The sequence below is a fragment of the Brachyspira hampsonii genome, assembly GCF_002214805.1.
GTDB classification, from domain to species: Bacteria; Spirochaetota; Brachyspiria; order Brachyspirales; family Brachyspiraceae; genus Brachyspira; species Brachyspira hampsonii.
The window spans coordinates 2,402,007-2,426,800 of sequence record NZ_CP019914.1 but is presented as its reverse complement, the minus strand read 5'-3'; the positions used below and the strand labels follow the sequence as shown (position 1 = coordinate 2,426,800).

The window sequence follows — 24,794 nt, the reverse complement described above, 5'->3', positions numbered from 1 at the left end:
TTTATCACCTCATTATTTATTTTTCATAGTTGTAGAATAAGTTAATCCTTTTATTTTTTCTGCAGATGGTTTTCCAAAAACAAAAGAAGCCAAGAAAGAACCTATTACACCAACACCTATAATTATAAATGAAAGCATAAACTCAAAAATTTTAGGTTTAACATAACCCGGTATAAATTTAGTAAGCATTCCGGCAGGATCGCTTATATAGAATGCTACTATAACAGAAAGTATAAATCCTACCCATACAGCTTTAGTTTCAATTTTATCAAAGAATATACCTACCAAGAATACAGCAGCTATAGGACCGCCTAAAAGACCTGTTATAGCTTGGAAGTAAAGGAACATATCTCCCTGACCATTATATATGAAGTAAATAGCAAGTAATGTACTGAATATACCTACAATCCAGCTTGATAATCTAGCAAATTTTAATTTAGAAGCATCTTCCATACCAGGTTTTAAAAACTCTAATATATCAGCAGTCATACAAGTAGAAACAGAGTTAAGACTAGATGATACTGTAGACTGAGCAGCAGCAAATATAGCAGCTATTACAAGTCCGGATATACCAACAGGCAAAGCATTTACAACGAAATAAGGAAGTATAGCATTACCATTAACACTTTCAGGTAAAGTAGCTTTGAAATGGAAGTAAATATATAAAGCAGAACCCATACCTATAAATATTACAATACTAGTACAAAGCAAAGGAATATTCATATACAAACTTTTTTTTGCTTCATGTTCATTTTTATTTGTAGAGTATCTTTGAACTATGTCTTGGCTTCCTATATAAGAATATATAGAATTAACAAAACCGCCCACTATCATAACCCATATACTAGATTTAGCTAAATCTAATGAGAAGAAATCAGGACTTATGATTTTACCGTCATCAGCTAAAAGCTGAAAACCTTGCCCTATTCCTTCAGGTGCAGAAGCGAAACCTACAATAATGATTAGGAAAGCTCCCAAAAGAAGTACAACTGTTTGTATAGCATCAGACCATAATACAGCTTCTATACCGCCCATAGATGTATAAGCAACACAGAATATTGATACTATAATTGTTATTAAAACAGGATTAAGAGCAGGCAATACTTGCTGTATAGCCAAAGTAGGAAGGTAAATTACTATAGCCATTCTTACCACATGGAAAAGTATAAATGTTAAACTTCCAACTAATCTGAAAGAACTATTAAATCTTTTTCCTAAATATTCATAAGCAGTTGTAACATTAACTCTTCTAAAGAATGGTACAAATGTAGGGGCTACCCACAATACTATTAAAATAATACCTAAAGGAGCCATACCCAATAGCCAGCTGTTATTATAAACAGAAGCAGGTATAGCAATAAATGAAATAGATGATAAAGCTGTAGCGTAAATACTCATAGCTGTTACCAATGCAGGAACTCTTCCTCCTGCTTTAAAATAATCATCTGTAGATTTTGTTCTTTTGGCAAAAAACATACCAATTAGAAACATTACGATAAAGTATAGCCCAATGACTACCCAGTCAAACCAATGCCAAGCCATATTAAGTTCTCCTATAAATAATATTGTTCACGTGAACAACTATAGTATAGTCAAATAAATTTGTATTGTCAATAAAAGATAAGAATAAATTAAATTTTATAAAAAAATAGATTTATCAAAATAAATAAAGATGTTGATTTTTTATAAAAAAATGCTAGCATTATACAAAATTAATATTAATATTTTTAATGAATATGGCAAATGAATATATAGACATTTTAATTAAATCAGAAGTATTTAAAAGTATAAGTAAAGATGAAATCATTAATATTTTAGATGATTTTAAAACACAAAAGAAATCTTTTAAAAAGTCAAATATAATAATAGATACCGGAGATATAGTAGAAAATATTTATATTATCTTAAAAGGAAAAGTAGAAATTTCAAAAGAATATGATGATGCTAGAAAAAATATTGTAAATATACTAAATCAAGGTGATATATTTGCAGAAGCATTTGCTTTTTCTACAAATAAAGTATCATCTATACAGGCTCTTGCATTAGAAAATACAGAAATAATAAAAATAAATATAGAAAATATATTTAAAGCAAATGATAACAATATCAAAAATATATTTCTGCATAATTTATTAAGAGTTATATCTGATAAAAATAAATTCCTAGCATTCAAAAATGATATTCTTAGTCAAAAAAGTCTAAGGAGTAAAATAATAATATACATTAAATATATGGCTAATATTCAAAAATCTAAAAATATAATAATACCGTTTAATAGAGATAAATTAGCAGAGTTTATATCCGCAGACAGAAGTGCATTATCAAGAGAATTAAACAGATTATCAAGAGAAAATATTATAGAACTAGACGGAAACAGAATAAGCATCATAAATATAAAAAATTAATATTAAAAATTATTTATTCATAAAATCCAAATGCTTTTTTCTTTTTCTAACTTCATCAGCTATTTGTTTAATAGTTATTTTAGACATAGACTTTTCAAAATCAAGTCTTACATTATTGAACTCTTCGCCTAAAACATCAAACATAGCACATCCTACAGGGCATACATGATTAGGTTCATGAAAATTAAAAAGTCCCCTCTCTTCCTCGGTAAATACAGCTTCATATATAGAAAGAAGTGTTATATCTTTTTCATCTTTTATAAGTCTGCTGCCCTTTTTATTAGTTTCAACTATTCCTGCTGCCTGAAGTTTCAATAAAATCTTTCTTATTATAGAAGGATTAGTCCTTACACTTTTGGCAAGCAGATGAGATGTAGTGCCTTCATTTTCAAAAAATGCTATACACAAAACAATATGTGATGCAACTGATAACTTAGTATTAATTTTCATAGTATTATAAATATACTCAAAAAATTATAATAGTCAATAAATAATTTAAATAATATAAAATAATTGTAATCATTTTGGTAACAATATTTTTATCTTTTATTATTGATATAATTATAAAAATATTATAAATTCTAATAACAATTTTTACTAATAAGGAGAAATTCAAATGAATAAATTTTTTACTTCAATAGTTTTATCAGCTTTCTTATTTGCTGTATCATGTTCAAATAATGCTGACAAAACAACATCTAATAACGCTCAAACTGCTCAGCCAACTAAAAAAGAAGCAGTAACTATCAATATCGACGGATTAGCCGCACCTGAAAGTGTTAAATTAAGAAACGGAAAATTATATATCGCTAATTTAGGAGATCCTAATGCTCCTGCAGACGGATTTATAATCGTTGCTAACGAAGACGGTTCTAATCCTCAAAAACTTTTTGAAGGACAATTAGACAGCCCTAAAGGTTTTTCTTTCTTAACTGATGACATTATTATTATTCCTGATCAAGTAAATGACAGTTCTTTAACAGGAAATTTAGTATTAGCTAATATTAAAGAAAATAAAATAATAACTAAACTTCCTATAGAAGGCTCTAAATTCTTAAATGATACAGTAGTAATAGATCCTACAACTGTAGCTCTAACTGATACAGGTGCTTCAACTGTTCATTTTGTTAAAGTAGATAATAATTCATCTTTATCTATAACTTCATCTGTAACAGGAGTAGTTGGTGCTAATGGTATATTATTAGATAACGGAGTATTATATATAGCTGGAAGTACATTCGGCGGCGATCCTAATGGAGGAGATATTTATACTTTAAATATAGACGGAACAGGATTAACTAAATGGACAGCTTCAGTATTAGGTGCTGGTGCTTTAGATGGTATTGCTATAGCTAATGGCAAACTATATGTTTCTGACTGGGGCGTAGATGGTGCTAATAACAATGCTTGCATATATGTATTTGATTTAAATACTAAAGAACAGTTAGAAAAAATTGAAGGTTCTTTAAGCGGCGTTGCTGATATAGATTTGGTTAATAATGTTATTTATATTCCTGAACTTTCTACTAGCTTAATTAAAAAAGTACAATTATAATTTATAATTTTGTCATAGTAGCTCTAAGCATCTTTAAATATTAAGTTATTTAAAGATGCTTTTTTATTATAATCAATTGAAATTTTCATATTGATATATTAAAAAAAAAATAATATAAATTATAAAAAATATTAAGGAGTTTTATTATGAGTAAAATTATATTTATTTTAATTTCTAGCATATTATTTATATTAAGCTGTTCTAACAATAATACAAGCAATATTAATAGTAAAAATGAAACCGTTTTAAGGGAAATAAATATTATTAATGCTGAAGGTACTTCTTCACCTGAAAGTATAAGATTAAAAAATGGAAAATTATATATTGCAAATATTGGTAATGCTGATATAGAAAAAGACGGTTTTTTTCTATGCGTTAATGAAGACGGAAGCAATCCTATAAAACTTTTTGAAGGTGAATTAGATGCCCCTAGAGGATTTTATTTTATTACTGATGATGTTATAGCAATTGCAGATCAAGACGCAGATAAAGGGCTATCTGGAAATGTAGTATTAGCTAATGTTAAAGACAATTCTATTATAACAAAATTAACTATAGATGAGGCTAAATTATTAAATGATATAGCAGCAATAGACAATACAACTATAGCAGTTAGTGATACAGGTAATAATAAAGTATATTTTGTAAATGTAGAGAATAATTCATCTTTATCACTTTCAAATTCTGTAGATAATGTTTATGGTGCTAATGGCATAGCCTTTGATAATGGAAAATTATATGTTGCAACAAGCGGATTTATGGGAGCAGAAAATACAGGTTATGTCTACTCTTTTAATGCTGACGGCAGCGGTTTAGAAAAATGGAAAGATGATATAATAGGAAGCGGCGGATTAGACGGAATAGCTGTTTATAATAATAAATTATATGTCTCTGATTGGGGAGAAAATGGTACTAATGCATGCATATATGTATTTGATTTAAATACAAAAGAACAATTAGAAAAAATTGAAGGAAACTTGAAAGGTGCTGCTGATATAGATGTAAATGAAAATAATACTATATATATACCAGAATTATCTACAGGATTAATAAAAAAGGTACAATTATAAATTTTTCATAAAAAATCCTCCTATGAAAATAAATCAAAGGAGGAAAATCACAATGAAAAATTTTTTTTAATTAAGTTTTTTATTTTTTATTTAGCTAATTTCAATTTTTATAAGAATACTTATATTAGGTATTTCATATATTAAAAATATAATAAAATACTAGAATAATTTAAGAATTTTTTATAAAATAATTAAAAAAAATCATCGAATTTTATATATATGCTATTACTATTAAATTAAATAATTTTTTATTACATACATTTTAACCTAATTGAAATAATAGACTTATTTTAAAACTAAATAAATACTTATGCTGTTTTATATTTTAGTATTTTTACAATTGTGAATAAGTACATTTAAACTCATTTAATATATAGTAAGTTCTGATAATTTTACACGAACAAGCATACTAAATAGATATACAGTTAAATGAATTCATATTTATTATAGTGTTATTAAGTTTTTTAAAAAACATATTTTTAAGCTTTTTTATGTCATATTAGTAAAAGCTGAAAAGATACTAGTAATTAGATTAAAAAATTTATTTTAATCCCCACCCCATAAGTTTAACATTTAAACCTGTAATAAAAATTCTATTAATACTTGATATTTTATTTCAAAAAGCAAACCCGCCCAAGCTATTTTTTTATTTGTGAACTTTAACAGCACGCGGTAAATAGATTTAAGTTTATAGTAGGAATTATAAACTATGACTAGCTATCTTCTTATAATTAGTTTAACGCGTGTATATAAAGGACTAAATTATAAAAAATAAAATGATGCCTGCAAAAACATAAATATTAATTTAGTTTTTTAATGAATATAGTTCCATTAAAAAATATTTAACTTTATATTTATTAATTTGTTTTTATATCTTGTATTTAAGAAATTGTATAGTACAAACTAAATAAATATTTATTGACTAATAATAAAAAAATATTGATTTTTTTATTTATTATTTATAAAATATATTTAGACTTATTCATTAAAAGGAGGAAACTATAATGAAAAAGTTTATAAGTTTTTTATTTTTATTCATTTTATTATTTTCATCAATATCTTATGCCCGTATTCATGTAGTACATAAAAAACCACCTTGGTGGCCTTCTTATTCTCAGGAAGAAGAAAATCAAACTGTTCAATTATGGAAAGAATGGGGCATAATGAAATAAGAATATTAATTAATGAATAATAAAACATATAAAGGGTTATTGCAGTTTATACTGCAGTAACTCTTTTTTATGCCATTAATTTCAAAACTTTCTAATATAGCTAAATAATTATAATAAAAAAATCATTAATAATGTTTACGCTTTTTAACAAATTAACATAATATTTATTATATAAACTAAAGTAATAATGAGTGCTTATATCAATATGTTCACAGTTAATTACTTAAAGCAAATTATAATTATGAAATATTAGAATTAGTTAAAGAAAATAAGGAAACTTAAAAGGTGCTGCTGATATAGATTTGGTTAATGATGTTATTTATATTCCTGAACTTTCCACAGGCTTAATTAAAAAAGTACAGTTAGCCAATTAATAAATTATATGGACTTACAAAATATAAAAGATGTAAAAAAATATATATGAGAGCATATAAGTATTTTATAATATGAATAAAAATTAGTAATTTTTTTTAATTAAAACAAATTTCTACTTTTACATTTATTTTTTACAGCAATATTATCATTTGGTTTTATATTATATATATTTGTTAATAAATATATATTGACTTTTTATTTATTATTAATAAAATATATATTATAAATATAATTATTCATTATAAGGAGAAAAAGAATGAAAAAATTTATAATTTTCTTGTTTCTATTTGTTTTATTATTCTCATTATTCTGTTATGGTCAGGCTTCATATAATACACCAAATGAAAAAGAGTATGCTAGTGTTAAAGATATAGTAGAAGCCATAAAGGAGATTCTAAATCAATATAAGCAAGGTAGACGTGCTTATTTCTTAGAAAATAATGCCCAATTATTTGCTTCTAAAGATGATGCACTGTTTAATAATTTAAAAAACAATCCTGAATTATTCACAGTTCTTGAAAATAACCCTGAGCTATTTAATTTTATTGATAAAAATCCGCAATTATTTGTTAATATCTTATCAGATGAGCAAAAATTACAAGAATTTATTTTTAGTCCTTTTACATTCTGGAAAGATCACGAATGGGGTTATGGAGACGGAAGAGCTTCTATAAATATTAATAATGAGTCTTTATTTAATTCATCTTCTCAGAAAGAAGAAAATTACACTGTTCAATTATGGAAAGAATGGGGTATAATGAAATAAGAATATTAATTGATGAATAATAAAACATATAAAGGGTTATTGCAGTTTATACTGCAGTAACTCTTTTTTATGCCATTAATTTCAAAACTTTCTAATATAGCTAAATAATTATAATAAAAAAATCATTAATAATGTTTACGCTTTTTAATAGATTAACATAATATTTATTATATAAACTAAAGTAATAATGAGTGCTTATATCAATATGTTCACAGTTAATTACTTAAAGCAAATTATAATTATGAAATATTAGAATTAGTTAAAGAAAATAAGGAAACTTAAAAGGTACTGCTGATATAGATTTGGTTAATGATGTTATTTATATTCCTGAACTTTCCACAGGCTTAATTAAAAAAGTACAGTTAGCCAATTAATAAATTATATGGACTTACAAAATATAAAAGATGTAAAAAAATATATATGAGAGCATATAAATATTTTATAATATGAATAAAAATTACTAAATTTATTTTTTTCATTAAGTACAATTTGTATTTTTACAAACATATTATCATTTGGTTTGGTATTATATATATTTATTAATAAATATATATTGACTTTTTATTTATTATTAATAAAATATATATTATAAATATAATTATTCATTATAAGGAGAAAAAGAATGAAAAAATTTATAATTTTCTTGTTTCTATTTGTTTTATTATTCTCATTATTCTGTTATGCTCAGACTTCATATGATACACCAAATGAAAAAGAGTATTATAGTGGTAAGGATCTGGAGGATATAGTAAGAGCCCTGGAGGATATAATTAAATATGAGGAAGCTATACGTGCTTATTTCTTAGAAAATAATGCCCAATTATTTGCTTCTAAAGATGATGCACTGTTTAATAATTTAAAAAACAATCCTGAATTATTCACAGTTCTTGAAAATAACCCTGAGCTATTTAATTTTATTGATAAAAATCCGCAATTATTTGTTAATATCTTATCAGATGAGCAAAAATTACAAGAATTTATTTTTAGTCCTTTTACATTCTGGAAAGATCACGAATGGGGTTATGGAGACGGAAGAGCTTCTATAAATATTAATAATGAGTCTTTATTTAATTCATCTTCTCAGAAAGAAGAAAATTACACTGTTCAATTATGGAAAGAATGGGGTATAATGAAATAAGAATATTAATTAATGAATAATAAAACATATAAAGGGTTATTGTAGTTTATACTGCAGTAACTCTTTTTTATGCCATTAATTTCAAAACTTCCTAATTATAGCTAAATCATTATAATAAAAAATCATTAATAATGTTTACAGCTTTTCCGACAAATTCACATAATATTTTACAATATAAATGGAGATCAAAAATGAGTGCTGATATCAAAATGTTTACTGTTAATTACTTACCTAGCAATTATAATTATGAAATGTTAGGATTAGTTAAAGGTAATGTATCTTTAGCTAAACATGTTGGAAAAGATTTACTTGCAGGACTTAAAAATATTGTAGGCGGTGAAGTTGAAAGTTACACTGAAATGCTTAATGAAGCTAGAGAAATAGCAACTAAAAGAATGATAGAAGAAGCTAAAAAATTAGGTGCTAATGCTATAATAGGAATTAATTTTTCTTCATCTTCTGTACTTCCTGGAACTGTAGAAGTTGTTGCTTATGGTACTGCTATTGTATTGAAATAATTTATGAGGAGTAAAAATGGATAACGATATAAAATTATTTACAGCTGATTATTTACCCAACGGATATAATTATGAATTATTAGGTTTGGTTAAAGGAAATATAGCTCAGGCTAAACATATAGGAAAAGATTTGCTTGCAGGTCTTAAAAATATTGTAGGCGGTGAAGTTGAAGGCTACACTGAGATGATTAATGAAGCTAGAGAAGCAGCAACTAAAAGAATGATAGAAGAAGCTAAAAAATTAGGTGCTAATGCTATAATAGGAATACATTATTCATCTTCATCTGTAATGGAAGGAACTACAGAAGTTATTGCTTATGGTACTGCTGTAATAATAAAATAATAATAAAAGGCGGGAATTTTTTCATGAAAAGAGAGACTTACGAATTACAGAATTCTGATATGCCTAATGAATCTTGGCGTATATTTAGAATAATGGGAGAATTTGTAGAAGGATTTGAAACTATGTCCTACTATAAAAATGCTGTTTCTATATTTGGAAGTGCAAGAACTTCAGAAGATCACCCCCATTATAAATTAGCTTATGAAACTGCTAAATTACTAGGTGAAAATAAATACGATATAATAACAGGAGGCGGTCCAGGAATAATGGAAGCTGGAAACAGGGGAGCTTTCGATTCCAATGCAGGTTCTATAGGTTTATGTATAGAATTGCCTTTTGAACAGAAAACTAATCCTTATGTTAAAGAAGAATTAAAATTTAGATACTTCTTTGCTAGAAAAGTAATGTTCTTAAAATATGCAAAAGCTGTTATAATATTTCCCGGCGGTTTTGGTACTATGGACGAGATGTTTGAAACTCTCACTCTAATACAGACAAGAGTTCTTGATAGAATGCCTCTTATAGTTATGAATTATAGTTATTACACTGATTTAATAGAATGGATAAAAAAATATATGATAGGAGAAAATTATATAGATCTTGAGGATTTGAACTTAATAAAATATGCTGAAACTCCTCAGGAAACTTTAGATATAATTAATTCTTTTTATCAGAATAAACAAAAATGAAATATATAATAGTAATTTTATTAATCAATATAAATATAGTATTCGCCCAATTACCGGAGCTTTTTGACTTAAATGGTTATAAAGATTTAAAATTTGGAATGAGCATTGAAGAAGTTGATAATAAAATTACTAATTATAATGTAAACTTATATGCTGATTTTTTTGAATCATTTGAATTAAAAAATAATACTATTCTTAATATATATAAAAATGACACAGAAAAATTAGCATATTATCTATATTTCTACAATAATGAGCTTTACAGAATAGAAATATGCAATCATATAGGTGATATTTATAATAACCCTTCCTTTTATAATCCTGTAACTATGGCTGATATTAACAATATAAAAGAAGAGCTTACTTTCAAATATGGGCAAATAACAAAAACGGATGTAAAACATTATTCATTTTATAAAAAACCTTTTGAAGAGTATATAATATGGTGGTCATCTGAGCTTGCAAGCGTATCATTGTATATAAAACCAGATTTAGATACTTTAGACAATGTTATGAAGCATTATTCATATAGAATTTCTTTTTATGATGAGATTAAAATAAAAAAAATATATTCATCAAAATAACACTAACTCCCCACCCTTTTTTCTTTATTGATTTTATATAAAATTTTAACTTTTACTTTTTTAAAGCCTATACAGAAACTATATCCCCCACCCTAGTTTTTTATAGAAATGAATACCTGTTCAACGCACGATAAGCAAAATAAAAAATAAAGATAAATTAATAATACAATTTAAATTATATTTATAGCTAAACTAACCGTGCGTTAAATAAATTTTTAAACTAATACCAACTTGGGAGAGTGCTGAAATTTCTAATGGAGTAATAAACATAATTTAAATTATAAATACAAATTTAGCTATAAAATCTAAAGGGCGGGGTATGTAAATAAAATTTTATTATTATAAGTTTTAATAATTTATAATATATAGTATAATTTAAAAAGATTGTTATAATCATTTGGAGTATATGCAGATGCAAAAAAGAGAAAAACTAGGCAGCAGATTCGGATTTATATTAGTATCTGCCGGCTGTGCGGTTGGAATGGGTAATGTTTGGAGATTTCCATATATAACAGGACAATATGGAGGCGGTGCTTTTGTAATATTGTATATTATATCAATAATTATATTAGGTGTAGCTCCTATGGTAATGGAATTCGCTGTAGGAAGAGCCGGCGGACATGATATAGCTACATCATTTGAAAAACTTGAGAAGAAAGGTCATAATTGGCATAAAATAGGTTATATACAAATATTGGGTAATGTTATTCTTATGCTGTTTTATACAACTATATGCGGCTGGTGTTTATCTTATTTTTACTTTATGCTTTCAGGACAATTTGAAGGACTCAATGCAAATGAAGTTGGAAATTTCTTTAACGGTGTTTTGGGAAGCTCTTCTACATTAACATTATGGATGGGTATAAGTTTATTAATTGGTATAATAATATGCTCTTTCGGACTAGAGAAAGGAGTAGAAAGAGCAAGTAAATTTATGATGATTTCATTATTTGCTCTTTTAATACTTCTTATAATCAGAGCATTAACTTTAAAAGGTGCGGTAGAAGGATTAAAATTTTATTTAGTACCGGATTTAAATAAATTATTTGGAAACGGACTTACAGGATTTATAGGAATATTTTATGCAGCTATAGGTCAGGCATTCTTTTCTTTGAGTGTAGGTCAGGGAGGAATGGCTATATTCGGAAGCTATATAGATAAAAAACAATCTCTTACAGGAGAAGCATTAATAATAATAGCATTGGATACTATGGTAGCTTTGTTTGCCGGACTTGTAGTATTTCCAGCCTGCTTTGCTTTCGGTGTAAATCCGGGAGAAGGTGCCGGACTTGCATTCGTAACATTGCCAAATATATTTAATTCTATGCCATTAGGAAGATTATGGGGAGCGTTATTTTTCTTATTTTTAGCAATGGCAGCACTTACTACTATAATAGGAGTATTAGAAAATATATATTCATTTATCATGGATAAATTCAAACTTACAAGAAAAAAAACTTCTATTATACTATTTATAATATTATTCATACTTAGTTTGCCTACAACTTTAGGATTTAATGTATTATCTAATATAAAGCCGTTGGGAGAAGGCACTGTTATAATGGACTTACTTGACTTTATAGTATCAAATAATATACTTCCTTTAGGTGCTTTGGTAACTCTATTCTTCTGTACAAGAGATTTCGGATGGGGATTCGATAACTTCATAAAAGAAGCTAATACAGGAGAAGGTATAAAATTTCCTCGAAGATTAAGATTCTATATTAGTTATATACTTCCTTTTATAGTATTGGCAATATTTTTATATGAATATGTAAATAGATTTTTTTTGAAATAATTGTTTAGATTATTATGCATATATTTTATGGATTTTATAAACAATTAATGAGATGTATGCTTTATTGTTATTTATAAAAATATCTGCAGTTTTTAAACTAAACTATTTAGAAAAGTTAGCAAGTATAGTAGTGGCAAGCAATAAATATATAGCAGTACCGCTAATATCACATATAGAAGTAACAAGAGGTACGCTGCTGGTAGTAGGATCCTTCTTAAACTTAACAAATAAAAACGGCAGGCATAAACCTATCAAACTTCCTATAATAACAACTAATATCATAGAAAGTGATACAACTAATGCTATAATTAAACCTCCCCTGAAAACAGCAATTAATGATACAGCTACGCTCATAGTAAGTCCAAGAGTAGTGGAAACAAGTATCTCTTTTCCAAGCATAAAAAGCCAATCGCTTTTCTTAACATCTCCTACAGATAAACTCCTTATTATGAGAGTTGATGACTGAGCACCTGCATTTCCTGCACTGTCTATAAGTAGTGGTAAGAAAAATATCAAAGAAACATACCTGCTTATAGTCTCTTCAAACATTCCTATAACATATCCTGATACAATATTAACAAATACTAAAACAAAAAGCCAAAATATTCTTCTTTTATAAAGTACAATAGGATTAGCCTGTTTTATATTACTGTCAAAATCATCATCTATACTAATAGCACCTAATTTATGAAAATCCTCTGTATCCTCTTCTTCTGCTATATCAAATATATCATCTATAGTAACAATACCTATCAAAGCATTTTTAGAATCTACAACAGGTATATAGAGTAAATCATATTTTCTCCCTACCCTAACAGCCTCTTCCTGATCCGAATATACCGACAAATATATTATATCTGTATGCATAAGATCTTCTATTTTTTCGTTCTGAGAAGCAAATAATAAATCTTTTAATAAAATATATCCTATTAAAGTATCATCTTTTTGAACAACATATATAACTTCAAAAGTTTCAGAATCTTTACCGTATTTTCTAATATATTCTAAAGTCTGTTTAACAGTATAATCCGGCAGAACATCTATATATTCAGGCGTCATTATACGTCCTATACTGTCTTCAGGATATCCTAATAACTGCCTTGTAACATTAAGGTCTTTTTCCCCCATTAAAGAAAATATCTTTTTTGTAATGTCTGCTGGAAGTTCCTCAAAAAGTGAGGTTCTGTCATCAGGACTCATATCATGCATAAGTTCTTTAAGCTCATTATCACTCATAGAAACTATGATTTTTTCCTGTTCTTCTGTATCAAGCTCAGAAAATACATATGCTGCATTTTCTCTTGATAAAAGTCTAAAAACCATACTTCTATTTTTATCATTATCAAGTATACGTATAATATCCACTACTTCAGCAGCATGCATATTAGAAAGCAAATATTTAAGTTTATCCCATCTCTGATTTTCTATAATATTAATAATTTCTGTATATTCTTTGTTTTCTGTCATAATTTTTTTTATATTTTGTATATCAATTCTTTTATTATTATTATATAATATATAACATTATATAATATAATAAAAAAAATCCAATATATACTTGAATATTATGAAAAAATAAAGGAGTTATTGTAATATGTCTGATATAAAAAAAATTGGTGTATTAACAAGCGGAGGAGATGCCTCTGGAATGAATCCTGCTATAAGAAGTGTTGTAAGAACAGCAATAGCCAATGGTTTGGAAGTAATGGGAATTAAAGAGGGCTATCAAGGACTTATGTATAATGATGTATACCCAATGACAGCTGGAAGTGTTGGAGGCATCATTAATCATGGAGGAACTATATTATTTTCTGCAAGATCACCTGAATTTCAAACAGAAGACGGTATGAAAAAAGCCGCTGATAATATGAGATATCATGGTATGGACGCCTTAATAGTAATAGGCGGAGACGGAACTTATAAAGGGGCTTTGGATTTTTATAATCATCACCCTGATTTTCCTATAGTAGCAATACCGGGTACTATTGACAATGATATTTTTGGTACTGATTATACTATAGGTTATGATACGGCTGTTAATGTAGCAATGGACGCTATTGATAAATTAAGAGATACTGCTACAAGCCATGGAAGATGCTTTGTCGTAGAAGTTATGGGAAGACATGCAGGATATATTGCATTAGAGGTTGGAATAGCTTCAGGAGCTGAGGATATTTTAATACCTGAAACTACAACTGATATGGACAAAATAGTAGAAGAATTACAAATTGCCAAAAAAAGAGGTAAAAAATCTTCTATTATTGTAGTAGCAGAAGGCGATGAATCAGGCGGAGCTATGGAAGTAGCTAAACAAATTGAGGGTAAAACAGGTTTCGATACACGCGTTACTATATTAGGACACATGCAAAGAGGTGGTTCACCTACTTCAAGAGAGCGTTTGATGGCGGCAAGATTTGGTTATATTGCTGTTAAAGCTTTATTGGAAGGAAAGAAAAATGTTGCTGTAGGAATTTGGAAAGGTGAATATACTTACACTCCTTTAACTGATGCTGTAAAAAAAGTTCCTAAAATAGATCCTATAGACTTGGCATTATGCAGAACCCTTGCTATATAATAATAACAAATAAAGGCTATAATTTATTATGATACAGAATAAATCCATTTTAGGAATAAGAATCGACAGTTTCCAAGTTAGTCTTGAAGAAATACTTGACTACCTTAAATATGGAAAAAATATACTCATAATATCTCTGGATGTGCATAAATTACTAAAAATAAGATATAATAAAAAATTAAAAGAGATTATAAATAATTCTTCTTTAGTGATTGCTGCACATCCTTCTATAGCCAAAGCTTATAAATTTATTCATAAAGAAGAAATAAATTATATTAATGAATTCATTTTATTTTCAAAAGTACTAGATTATATAGAACAAAAAAAGATGTCTATGTTTTTATTCGGAGATGAAGAAAAATACTTCTTTACTATATCTGAAAAAATTAAAAAGATTTATCCGGGTATTTATATGCTTGGTAATTATCAAAATACTAAAGATAAAGAAGAATTGGATAAAGCATTTATCGGTTTTAAAAAGATAGAACCTGATGTATTTTTAATGTATATGGAATTCAAGAAATCTTTATATTGGTTTAATAATAATAAACAAAATTTAGATATGAAATTTTTTATTCCATTCAAAAGACCATTGGATAGTTTTGCCGGAAAAATAAAACCTCCTAGTATGGAAATATTAAATAAAAATAAATATGAATCATTCTACGCCAAAAAAAATGTATTTAGAGTATTCTTATATATTGATTATATAAGATTTTGGATATTAGTTTTCTTTGAAAAACTTACAACTAAAAAAGATAAAAAAAATACCGTTTCAAACAACTAATCTATGCAAATAATTATATCTATAATATATGATTTTATAATACTTTATAAATTCGTAAAAATAGCAAAATTGCATTTCTAATTAATAGCAAGCAAAGTTTCCTGCAAAGCCTGCATATATTCTCTTGCCCTTGAAACATTAGGATTAGCCGGATATTCTGATATAAAAGTATCCAAAACCTTATAAGAATCAGAGTATCTTCCTACTTTGAAATATGATAAGCCTATATAAAGTAAAGCCTCAGCATCTAAAGTATATACATTATTAAGTCTTACTCTATTATAATACTCTAATGCTCTGTTATAATTCTTTTCATTATAGTATGACTGAGCTATTCTAAATAAAGCTTCTTCTGCATATTCAGTTCTAGGGAATAATTCTGCTATTTTTGTATAATACATTCTTGATTTTATATAATTAGTTTCAACAAAAGTTTTATGAGCCATAGCAGGTACCTGTATCAAATATGTTCTTACAACTTCATCATAATATATACTTGTTTTATTATATTTAAGAAAATCCTCATAAGTTTCAAATGCTCTGTCATATTCATTCATATTGAAATAAACTCTTGCCCTTCCAAGTACTGCCAATTCTCCATCATTTCTTAGGAAATAGCTTAATGCCTCACCGTATTTCTTTTGAAGGAATAATTGATAACCATATTGTACATTTATTTTTGATGCTAAATTTGAATCGCCTACTTTTAAATTTTCCTGCAGTTTTGACATTATATATGGATCTGCATTATTTTCTAATCTTGCTATATCGGCATAAGCTAAAACTGCATTTGTAGAGTATTGAACAAAGTCCGGATTATTTATTATATTAGCAAGTCTTTCTTTTGCCAAAGAATATTTTTTTAATCTTTTTAAAGAATCTGCCACCATAAAATATGATTCTGCTATATTATTTATCGGTCTTGATTTACTATCTATGGATAAATATTCATTTAAATTATTAATAGCCTCCTGATAATTTTCTATCTCATAGCTTCTTTTTCCCTTTTGAAAATATCTTTCAGGAGACGATAATGCTGATACTTTGGTAATGAATACTCCGCCTAATATTGCTACTATAGTTATAACAGATGCCAAAACTGCTGCATAAGTTTTCATAAATCATATACTCCAATTATAAATCGCTTAAAACCTGATTTATCCAAAAATTAACTTCCTGACTGTTATAAGATTTTATACGATTAAAAACATCTAATGAATTTTTCTTTCTGCCCAAATACTTATAACATTTGCCAAGAAGAAGATTAATATCATAATATAAATTTCTATTTATATTTCTGCTAGATACAGGCTCCAATATAGAAGCTGCCTGTAAATAATTTTTTAATTTAAACTGTGCTAATGCTCTGTCATATTCTGTTTTATACCTGCTGTACTCATTTTGAGCAGAATTATTAATACTTCTGCTAGATGATGATGATGGTACAGAATTAGTAATATTATTTGTCAATGTAACAGTATTTGTAAAAGTAACTGTATTCGTTAATAAAATATTATTTGTAAATATAACATTGTTAGTAACAGTCACAGTATTGGTAATAATATTATTATTAATATTTGTATTGTATTTTAAATTGTTATTTAAAACATTATTTGTTGTTATTCCATTAAATGACAAAGTTAATGTATCAATATTTTCTTCAGCATTATAGAAAACTGAATCATTTATATATGAAACTACAGCATAATAGTATGTAGAAGTTATTATAGGGCTATCTGATACAATATATGTTCTTGAATCATTAGTTGCTTTTACATAATCAACTACTGTAGAATCAGAAAAAGAAGACTTACCTATTATAGGGTTTTTGCTTCTATAAACATAATATATTAAATTATTATCTGTTATTCCTTCCCACTCTATCAATACTATATTACTATTAGTATCTGAAGCAGAAATCTTTAGATTAGATACAAATCTTTCAGCATTAGGTAAATTATTTATTAAAGTTTCATCATAATAAGCAGAAGTTTGTGTATATAAAACATTTATTGATATATAAAAGAATATTATGCTTATAAACCCAAATAATAAATAAATACCATTTTTTTTATTTCTATTTTTATTCATATAATTATCCTATAAATGCTGTTTCAATTTTCGGAAATGAAATATATAAAATTTAATCAAAGCTTATGAATGATAAAATTATGAGTTAAAATAAAAAATCCGGAAAATTAACTTTCCGGCTTATAATGATATTTTATTAATTATATTTTTTCCATACCTATAGCAACCAAGAAACCGACACACATAGAAATAACTGTGGAAGTGAGCATAGGAAGACTCATAGATGTAATATTAGGCCATAAACTTAAAAATGATACTATTATAATACCAAGAACAAATCCGAATAAAGTAGATTTATATTTCTGAAGAAGTATAGTTACAAGTTTTGATATGCCGAATATTCCTATAACAACACCTAAACCTAAAAATATTAAAGGAATTAAGAGGCTGAAATTAAAAGTATCTACAAATGAGGATATAAAATATGATATATTTTCATATTCTCCTAATATAAGTAAAAGCAAAGAGCCTGATATTCCGGGTATAACCATAGCAACAGCAGCAGCTATACCGCATAAAAACAATTTAATACCATAAATTAGTGAAAAATTTCCAGCATAAGTGGTTTCACCTACAGGCTTATTTATATCGAAATATACAAACACCGCCATAATAAAAGCACCTATAAAAAATGCTATAAAGACTTTAAAATTAAATTCTTCCACTGTTTTTGTTATAAATGGAAAAGAACCTAATATAAGTCCTACAAAAAATATTCTAGTCGGTATAGGATAATAAGTAAATGTATAATTTATAAGTTTTAAAAATAATACTATAGAAATACCAGCCCCTAATACAACAGGAATCAAAACTTTTAAGCTTTCTTTTATTTCTTCCCATTTTAATTTTATTAATGCATTAGGTAAAATTGATATAGCATAAGTTAATTTTTCATATATTCCTAATACAAAAGCAATAGTACCTCCCGATACGCCCGGTATGGCATTGGCAATACCTATAGCCATTCCTTTAATAAAATATGATATATAGTTTCTCATGATTTCCTCTTTAAGATTTATTATTTATTTATAATAAGATAAGTAAAATGTTTGAATAAATATATAAAATAAAAGTTATAAAAAAATAACCATGAATATATGCATACTCATGGCTATTATTAATAATAATCAGTTTATAACAGCAATTATCTCAACTTCTACCAAAGCATCTTTAGGCAAAGCTTTTATAGCAACAGTGCTTCTTGCAGGAGGATTTTCTGGGAAATAAGTTGCATATACTTCATTAAAAGCTGCAAAATTCCCCATATCTGTTAAGAAACAAGTAGTTTTAATAATATTAGCCATAGTTAAATTTTCTGATTCTAAAAGACCTTTAATATTTTCCATAACTCTTTCAGTTTGTTTTTTTATATCATTTTCGGCCATATTGCCGCTTACAGGGTCCAAAGGTATTTGACCTGATGCAAAAATAAAATTTCCGCTTTTTACTGCTTGAGAATAAGGACCTATTGCTTGAGGTGCTTTGTGTGTTTTAATGATTTTTTTATCCATGTATCGATTCTCCTTTATATGTATTTTTTAATTTTTTTCATCTTTTTTATTATGTTAATTATAATTATTTTTTTATAAAATATCAAGTAACTTATATACTATTTTTTTTTATTTATATAATTATTAGTATTTGACAATAATAAAAATTATATTATTATCTATGATAATACTTATAAAAATAATAAGGCTTTAAATATGCAAGTAAATGCTGAAACTATACTAACAGGACTATTCGCATCACCTTCAAAGCATAGCATATCACCTATTATGCATAATGAAGGATTTAATAAACTTAATCTTAATTATATATATTTAGCTTTTGAGGTTGATAAAAACAATTTAAAAGATGCTGTAACTTCTATAAGAATGCTTAATATGAGAGGCGTTAATTTATCTATGCCTAATAAAAAAGAAGTAATAAAATATTTAGACAATATATCAGAAGCTGCAGAACTTTCACAAAGTGTAAATACTATAGTAAATAATAACGGAATACTCACAGGATACAGTACGGACGGTGAAGGATTTATAAAATCCTTAGAAGAAGAACAAGTATTTATAAAAAATAAAAATATTACTATATTGGGAACAGGAGGAGCTTCTATTGCTATAATATCTCAGGCAGCATTATATGGAGTTAAAGAAATATATGTATTTAAAAGAGATACGAATTGGAATGAGCAGAAAAAGATTATAGATAATATTGCCGGTAAAACTAACTGTTCTATAAGCCTGTATTCTTTAGAAGATAAAAATATATTAAAATCAAAGATAGAAAATAGTTATGTATTAATAAATGCCACAAGTGTCGGTATGAAAGAAGATGTTTCTCTTATAGAAGATTCATCTTTCTTCAGAAATGATTTAGTAGTAAGCGACTGCATATACCATCCTGCGAAAACTAAATTATTAAAAATAGCAGAAAAAGAAGGATGCAAAATAATAAATGGAATGGGTATGTTATTATATCAAGGTGCTTTAGCTTTTGAGCTTTGGACTAATAAGAAAATGCCTGTAGAATATATTAAAAATATTATATTTAAATAAATATTACAATTAATCTAAATACGAGTGAGGATGCGGAAATGGAGAATATAGTAAAAATAAAAAATGTTAAATTGGGAGACGGTATTCCAAAAATATGCATACCTGTAGTTGAAAAAAATGGAAAGGATATCACTAAATATATAAAAGAAATAAGCAAACTTCCTGTTGATATTATAGAATGGAGGGCTGATTTTTTCATAGATGATATATCTGAATATAATAATGATTTTGATGATATAATCTCATTTGCAAAAGAAATAAAAAAATCAAGCAGCAAACCTATACTATTTACTTTAAGGAGCAATAAAGAAGGAGGAAATATTAAATATGACAAATATGAAAGCATTATAAATTTATATGATAATATAATAAAAAATAAATGCTTTGAATTGATAGATTTAGAATTATTAAATTTAAAAGAAAATGATATAAAAAAATTAATCAAATCAGCTTCTTCAAATAACATAAAAACTATAATATCAAATCATGACTTTAATAAAACACCTTCAAAAAAAGAAATAATATCAAGAATCAATAAAATGATAAAATTAAAATGCGATATAGCAAAAGTTGCTTATATGCCTAAAAATAAAAAAGATGTTATTACATTGTTGGATGCATCAAGCGATATAAAAAATTTCCCTATAATAGCTATCTCTATGGGAAATATTGGAATTATAAGCAGAATATTCGGCTCTGTACTCACTTTTGCATCCGCAAAACGCTCATCTGCCCCGGGACAAATAGAATCTATGAAATTAAAATATATATTAGATACAGTTTACGAAAAAATTTAATTTTATTTTTTTAATGACAAAATCTGTCGCAGTTATCTCCTATTATTATAATATAAAAAATAATAGGAGAATAACAAATGGAAAATATAGACAAAAAAATAGAAGATAAATTAAATAGTATATATGATTTTTTAAAAAAGAATAATATAAATAAATATATTAATTACAGCAGAAAAAAATTATTGAATATTAAAAAGTTAGATTTAAGCTCTTTAAAATTAAATTATATTCCAAAAGAAATCAATATATTAACAAATCTTGAAACTTTGGATATATGCAATAACCTAATAGAAGAAATACCTGAAAGTATATCTGAATTAGTAAATTTAAAATATATTGATGCCAGCTTCAATAAATTAACAAAATTACCAAAAAAAATATCTTTACTTCAGAATATTGAAGAAATAGATATATCTAATAACATGTTTAAATCTTTTCCTAAAGAGATATACAATTTAAAACAATTAAAAGCTATTAATGTTTCTGGATATTATTTAAATGAAATACCAAAAGAAATTTTTAGCTTAGTAAAATTAGAAAGATTGGATTTATCTAATAATAATATAGAAAATATCCCTAATGATATTGCTAAATTAAAAAATTTAGAAAAACTTTGTTTAAATAATAATAATATAAACAAAATACCTAAAAACATAGAAAAACTTTCCAAATTAAAAATTCTGTCTTTAAAAAATAATAATTTGGAGGATATTAACGAATATATAGGAAAATTAGAAAATCTTGAGGAGTTTTATTTCAGCAGCAAACATACAATTAAAGCAGCAGAAAATTTTTATTCTCTAGCAAACTTAAAAAAACTATATATAGAGGGGGATTTTTCATATATAAAAAATAATATACATAGATTAAAAAATATTGAACATTTATATTTAGCAAATAATTATCAATAATAAACTATTAAAAAAGTGCATACTATTATAACAGATATAATAATATGCACTTTTTAATGTATAAATTTTACAGTTATTTTAAAAATATATCTTTAGCAAACCATTTCTGAGATATTTCAGTAGCTTTACCATCAGCTCTCATCTCATCTAATATTCTGTCTACCTCTGCCAAAAGTTTTTCATCACTTTTTCTAAATCCTACACCATATAATTCTTCTGTCAAAGGACTGTTATCAACAACTACAAATGGAGCTTTTTTCTCAGATATATAATACTGAGCTGCAACTTCATCTATAACAACAGCATCTATTCTTTTAGCCTGCAAATCCAAAAATGCATTTACATTAACATCATATCTTCGTATTTCTTTAGCATATTTACTTGCAGGATCAGCTGTTAATGCTTCATCATTGCTTCCAACCTGAACACCTAATACTTTTCCTGACAAATCATCTTTAGAATTAATAGTGTTGTCATCAATAGCTTTTACTATAACAAGTCTGTTATTAAGATAAGGTTTAGAAAAATTAATCTGCTGTTTTCTAGCTTCATTAATAGTAACTCCATTCCAAAGTACATCTACATCGCCTTTATTAAGACTCAATATAGAACTAGACCATTCTATAGGCTTTATTTCCAATTCTACTCCAAGTCTTGAAGCAACTTCTTTAGCTAAGTCTATATCAAAACCTACTACTTCTCCATTTTCATCTCTGAATCCCATTGGAGCAAAAGTGTCATCCAAGCCCAACACTAATTTTCCGGCATCCTTTACTTTTTGTAATGAATTATCTTCTGATGCTGCAGTATTTTCTGCTGTATTATCAGAAGCAGCTTTATCACCGCCGCCGCAGCTTACAATAAAGGCAAAAATAATAAATAATAAAATACTTGATATACGCTTCATAGTTTTTCTCCTAAATTTTATGATTTTTATAATATGATAAATTAATTTTATTAGATTTTTTATTAATGTTTGAATGTAACATGAAGTTGACATAAAAAAGAATTATTAAAGAAACAATTCAAAAAAAGACTATTCATAATAGAAACTCCCTAACACACTTTTTATTAGTACATACTATAATAATATTTACAAAAATGTCAATATAGAAATTAGATATAATAACAGTTTATTCAGCCTTATTTTATAAATAATCATTTATGAAATATTTTATTCAAAAACTCTTTAATCCTATCATTACTCTGATTATTAAAGAAATTGGAAGAAGTATCCATAGCAATAATTTTTCCGCCGTCCATAAAAGCAATATTTGTAGAGAGTTCTCTTACAAAACTTATTTCATGGCTTACAACAATCATAGTCATTTTCTCTTTAGCAAGCTCTTTTAATACCGATAAAACTTCACCTATAAGCTCCGGATCTAAGGCTGATGTAGGCTCATCGCAAAGAAGTATCTCCGGTTTCATAGCCAAAGCTCTCGCAATAGCAACTCTCTGTTTTTGTCCGCCTGATAATTCATTCGGATAACTGTCTTTTTTATGTTTAAGCCCTACACTGTCTAAAAGTTTTAACGCCTCTTCAATTGCTTCATCTTTATTCTGCTTCTTTACCACAATAGGAGCTTCTATTATATTTTCTAATGCCGTTTTATGAGGAAATAAATTAAAATGCTGAAATATCATACCTATTTTTTCCTTACGCTTCATAAAATCCGCATGCGTAATATTTAATGCCTTCTCACCTTCCCTCTTACAAAATAAAACTTCATTATCTATATAAACCTCTCCGTAATCAGGTTCTTCTATCTGTATAATATTTCTTAATAGCGAACTCTTTCCGGCTCCTGAAGGTCCTATAATAGAAAGTATATCACCTTTATTAACTGTAAATGATACTCCGTTTATAGCTGGAGTGTCTTTATAATGTTTTTTTATATTTACAACTTTCAAATTAGTTTCTGATGACATATTTCTTCTCCAATTGTCTGAATACAAGAACCAAAATAGAAGTAAAAATCAAATATATAATAGCTGCTATAAAAAATGGGAGCAATTTATAATCTCTTGTAAGTATCTGTCTTGCATGAAGCATTAAATCGCCTATACCCAATACTATAACCAAAGCAGTATCTTTTATCAAGTTAATAGCCTCATTAGAAAGCGGAGGTAGAACTCTTCTCACAGCCTGCGGAAGTATTATTCTAGTCATAATCTGTCTGTAGCTTAAATTAAGTGCAAAACCAGCCTCATACTGACCTTTCTCTATACTTTCAATACCAGCTCTGAATATCTCCATAAGATAGGCGGAATAATTAAGTATAAAAGTTACCGCAGCTGATGTAAAAGCTGGAAAAGCTATCATATTATTGGTCATAAGAGGAAGTCCGTAATAAAAGAATATAAGCTGCAGTATTAAAGGAGTGCCTCTAAATATCCAAGCATATATATCAAAAATATATCTTACAAACTTTGGAGCACTAAACTGCAATGCGGCAAAAAGCATAGATAAGGGAAGAGAAATTATAGCAGTTACAAAGTAAAGACATAAAGTAGTATATGTTCCTTTTAATAGGTACAAAGTAGTAGATATTACATAATCCATAAATAAAGCCAATAAATAATATAAAAGTTAATTGAAATACCATTATAATACTATTTGTAAAAATATCAATAATAAAAGATAATTCAGAATATATAT

General features: G+C 26.6%; 26 protein-coding genes and 2 pseudogenes. 18 read left to right on the top strand and 10 right to left on the bottom strand.

What is annotated here, in order from left to right; translation table 11 throughout:
- Window positions 1-12 precede the first annotated feature (12 nt).
- Window positions 13-1,542 carry a sodium:solute symporter family protein gene (locus BHAMNSH16_RS10700; RefSeq protein ID WP_069732075.1) on the bottom strand — a complete coding sequence of 510 codons (1,530 nt, stop codon included), beginning with the start codon at window positions 1,540-1,542 and terminating at the stop codon, window positions 13-15.
- Between the two features lie 188 nt (window positions 1,543-1,730).
- Here BHAMNSH16_RS10700 and BHAMNSH16_RS10695 point away from each other — a divergent pair, with 188 nt between their 5' ends.
- On the top strand, window positions 1,731-2,405 hold the full coding sequence (locus BHAMNSH16_RS10695; RefSeq protein ID WP_008728107.1) for a Crp/Fnr family transcriptional regulator: 675 nt from the start codon (window positions 1,731-1,733) through the stop codon (window positions 2,403-2,405).
- Between the two features lie 9 nt (window positions 2,406-2,414).
- Here BHAMNSH16_RS10695 and BHAMNSH16_RS10690 read toward each other — a convergent pair whose 3' ends face one another.
- Window positions 2,415-2,855 (bottom strand): RrF2 family transcriptional regulator, encoded by a 441-nt coding sequence (locus BHAMNSH16_RS10690; RefSeq protein WP_008728106.1) that lies wholly within the window; start codon window positions 2,853-2,855, stop codon window positions 2,415-2,417.
- A gap of 166 nt (window positions 2,856-3,021) precedes the next feature.
- Between BHAMNSH16_RS10690 and BHAMNSH16_RS10685 the strand changes: the two genes are divergently transcribed.
- The 12 genes and pseudogenes from BHAMNSH16_RS10685 to BHAMNSH16_RS10645 all read left to right on the top strand — a co-directional run bounded on the left by BHAMNSH16_RS10685 (window position 3,022) and on the right by BHAMNSH16_RS10645 (window position 12,413).
- A complete protein-coding gene (locus tag BHAMNSH16_RS10685) occupies window positions 3,022-3,960 on the top strand; it encodes an SMP-30/gluconolactonase/LRE family protein (protein WP_069732076.1) in 939 nt (312 codons plus the stop codon).
- Between the two features lie 146 nt (window positions 3,961-4,106).
- Entirely contained in the window at window positions 4,107-5,030 is a 924-nt protein-coding gene (locus BHAMNSH16_RS10680; protein ID WP_008728104.1) for an NHL repeat-containing protein, read from the top strand.
- A gap of 1,004 nt (window positions 5,031-6,034) precedes the next feature.
- A complete protein-coding gene (locus BHAMNSH16_RS14340; RefSeq protein ID WP_164071392.1) occupies window positions 6,035-6,202 on the top strand; it encodes a hypothetical protein in 168 nt (55 codons plus the stop codon).
- Window positions 6,203-6,474: 272 nt separating this feature from the next.
- A pseudogene (locus BHAMNSH16_RS14810) lies at window positions 6,475-6,576 on the top strand (ATP-binding protein); the annotation flags it as partial.
- A 257-nt stretch (window positions 6,577-6,833) separates the two neighbouring features.
- Window positions 6,834-7,343, top strand: a complete 510-nt coding sequence (locus BHAMNSH16_RS10675; protein WP_008730846.1) for a hypothetical protein — start codon at window positions 6,834-6,836, stop codon at window positions 7,341-7,343.
- Between the two features lie 272 nt (window positions 7,344-7,615).
- A pseudogene (locus BHAMNSH16_RS14805) lies at window positions 7,616-7,717 on the top strand (ATP-binding protein); the annotation flags it as partial.
- A 248-nt stretch (window positions 7,718-7,965) separates the two neighbouring features.
- Complete coding sequence (locus BHAMNSH16_RS10670; protein WP_088859750.1) at window positions 7,966-8,481, top strand: hypothetical protein; 516 nt, start codon at window positions 7,966-7,968, stop codon at window positions 8,479-8,481.
- A 191-nt stretch (window positions 8,482-8,672) separates the two neighbouring features.
- Window positions 8,673-8,999: a YbjQ family protein gene (locus tag BHAMNSH16_RS10665; RefSeq protein ID WP_008728128.1), complete on the top strand. Its 327-nt coding sequence runs from the start codon at window positions 8,673-8,675 to the stop codon at window positions 8,997-8,999.
- A 16-nt stretch (window positions 9,000-9,015) separates the two neighbouring features.
- Window positions 9,016-9,342 carry a YbjQ family protein gene (locus tag BHAMNSH16_RS10660; protein ID WP_008728127.1) on the top strand — a complete coding sequence of 109 codons (327 nt, stop codon included), beginning with the start codon at window positions 9,016-9,018 and terminating at the stop codon, window positions 9,340-9,342.
- 23 nt (window positions 9,343-9,365) lie between these two features.
- Window positions 9,366-10,031 (top strand): LOG family protein, encoded by a 666-nt coding sequence (locus BHAMNSH16_RS10655; protein WP_008728126.1) that lies wholly within the window; start codon window positions 9,366-9,368, stop codon window positions 10,029-10,031.
- The gene (locus BHAMNSH16_RS10650; RefSeq protein WP_069732019.1) at window positions 10,028-10,615 is read left to right on the top strand and encodes a hypothetical protein; all 588 of its coding nucleotides are present in this window, start codon (window positions 10,028-10,030) and stop codon (window positions 10,613-10,615) included. Before BHAMNSH16_RS10655 ends, BHAMNSH16_RS10650 begins: the two co-directional genes overlap by 4 nt.
- 412 nt (window positions 10,616-11,027) lie before the next feature.
- Complete coding sequence (locus tag BHAMNSH16_RS10645) at window positions 11,028-12,413, top strand: sodium-dependent transporter (RefSeq protein WP_008730457.1); 1,386 nt, start codon at window positions 11,028-11,030, stop codon at window positions 12,411-12,413.
- A gap of 102 nt (window positions 12,414-12,515) precedes the next feature.
- On the opposite strand, the gene mgtE is transcribed toward BHAMNSH16_RS10645, so the two are convergent.
- Entirely contained in the window at window positions 12,516-13,880 is a 1,365-nt protein-coding gene (gene mgtE, locus BHAMNSH16_RS10640; protein WP_008730456.1) for a magnesium transporter, read from the bottom strand.
- 127 nt (window positions 13,881-14,007) lie between these two features.
- Here mgtE and pfkA point away from each other — a divergent pair, with 127 nt between their 5' ends.
- Window positions 14,008-14,988 carry a 6-phosphofructokinase gene (gene pfkA, locus BHAMNSH16_RS10635; protein ID WP_008730455.1) on the top strand — a complete coding sequence of 327 codons (981 nt, stop codon included), beginning with the start codon at window positions 14,008-14,010 and terminating at the stop codon, window positions 14,986-14,988.
- Between the two features lie 28 nt (window positions 14,989-15,016).
- Window positions 15,017-15,775: a WecB/TagA/CpsF family glycosyltransferase gene (locus BHAMNSH16_RS10630; RefSeq protein ID WP_069732020.1), complete on the top strand. Its 759-nt coding sequence runs from the start codon at window positions 15,017-15,019 to the stop codon at window positions 15,773-15,775.
- Between the two features lie 77 nt (window positions 15,776-15,852).
- On the opposite strand, the gene BHAMNSH16_RS10625 is transcribed toward BHAMNSH16_RS10630, so the two are convergent.
- The 4 genes from BHAMNSH16_RS10625 to BHAMNSH16_RS10610 form a co-directional block, all read right to left on the bottom strand.
- The gene (locus BHAMNSH16_RS10625; RefSeq protein WP_008727642.1) at window positions 15,853-16,893 is read right to left on the bottom strand and encodes a tetratricopeptide repeat protein; all 1,041 of its coding nucleotides are present in this window, start codon (window positions 16,891-16,893) and stop codon (window positions 15,853-15,855) included.
- A gap of 16 nt (window positions 16,894-16,909) precedes the next feature.
- The gene (locus BHAMNSH16_RS10620) at window positions 16,910-17,866 is read right to left on the bottom strand and encodes a hypothetical protein (RefSeq protein WP_069732021.1); all 957 of its coding nucleotides are present in this window, start codon (window positions 17,864-17,866) and stop codon (window positions 16,910-16,912) included.
- 140 nt (window positions 17,867-18,006) lie between these two features.
- A complete protein-coding gene (locus BHAMNSH16_RS10615) occupies window positions 18,007-18,864 on the bottom strand; it encodes a DUF368 domain-containing protein (RefSeq protein ID WP_008729805.1) in 858 nt (285 codons plus the stop codon).
- Between the two features lie 129 nt (window positions 18,865-18,993).
- The gene (locus BHAMNSH16_RS10610; protein ID WP_008729803.1) at window positions 18,994-19,377 is read right to left on the bottom strand and encodes a RidA family protein; all 384 of its coding nucleotides are present in this window, start codon (window positions 19,375-19,377) and stop codon (window positions 18,994-18,996) included.
- A 195-nt stretch (window positions 19,378-19,572) separates the two neighbouring features.
- Here BHAMNSH16_RS10610 and aroE point away from each other — a divergent pair, with 195 nt between their 5' ends.
- From aroE to BHAMNSH16_RS10595, 3 genes are all read left to right on the top strand, one after another.
- Window positions 19,573-20,424 carry a shikimate dehydrogenase gene (aroE, locus tag BHAMNSH16_RS10605; protein WP_069732022.1) on the top strand — a complete coding sequence of 284 codons (852 nt, stop codon included), beginning with the start codon at window positions 19,573-19,575 and terminating at the stop codon, window positions 20,422-20,424.
- A gap of 38 nt (window positions 20,425-20,462) precedes the next feature.
- Window positions 20,463-21,221, top strand: a complete 759-nt coding sequence (aroD, locus tag BHAMNSH16_RS10600) for a type I 3-dehydroquinate dehydratase (protein WP_069732023.1) — start codon at window positions 20,463-20,465, stop codon at window positions 21,219-21,221.
- A 77-nt stretch (window positions 21,222-21,298) separates the two neighbouring features.
- Entirely contained in the window at window positions 21,299-22,132 is an 834-nt protein-coding gene (locus BHAMNSH16_RS10595) for a leucine-rich repeat domain-containing protein (protein ID WP_069732024.1), read from the top strand.
- 73 nt (window positions 22,133-22,205) lie between these two features.
- Here the strand turns inward: BHAMNSH16_RS10595 and BHAMNSH16_RS10590 are convergent, their stop codons facing one another.
- The 3 genes from BHAMNSH16_RS10590 to BHAMNSH16_RS10580 all read right to left on the bottom strand — a co-directional run bounded on the left by BHAMNSH16_RS10590 (window position 22,206) and on the right by BHAMNSH16_RS10580 (window position 24,698).
- Entirely contained in the window at window positions 22,206-23,039 is an 834-nt protein-coding gene (locus BHAMNSH16_RS10590) for an amino acid ABC transporter substrate-binding protein (protein WP_008727689.1), read from the bottom strand.
- Window positions 23,040-23,290: 251 nt separating this feature from the next.
- The gene (locus BHAMNSH16_RS10585) at window positions 23,291-24,064 is read right to left on the bottom strand and encodes an amino acid ABC transporter ATP-binding protein (protein ID WP_008727688.1); all 774 of its coding nucleotides are present in this window, start codon (window positions 24,062-24,064) and stop codon (window positions 23,291-23,293) included.
- Window positions 24,048-24,698, bottom strand: coding sequence for an amino acid ABC transporter permease (locus BHAMNSH16_RS10580; RefSeq protein WP_008727687.1), 651 nt, complete (start codon window positions 24,696-24,698; stop codon window positions 24,048-24,050). The genes BHAMNSH16_RS10585 and BHAMNSH16_RS10580 overlap by 17 nt, the downstream gene beginning before the upstream one ends.
- Between the last annotated feature and the right edge of the window lie 96 nt (window positions 24,699-24,794).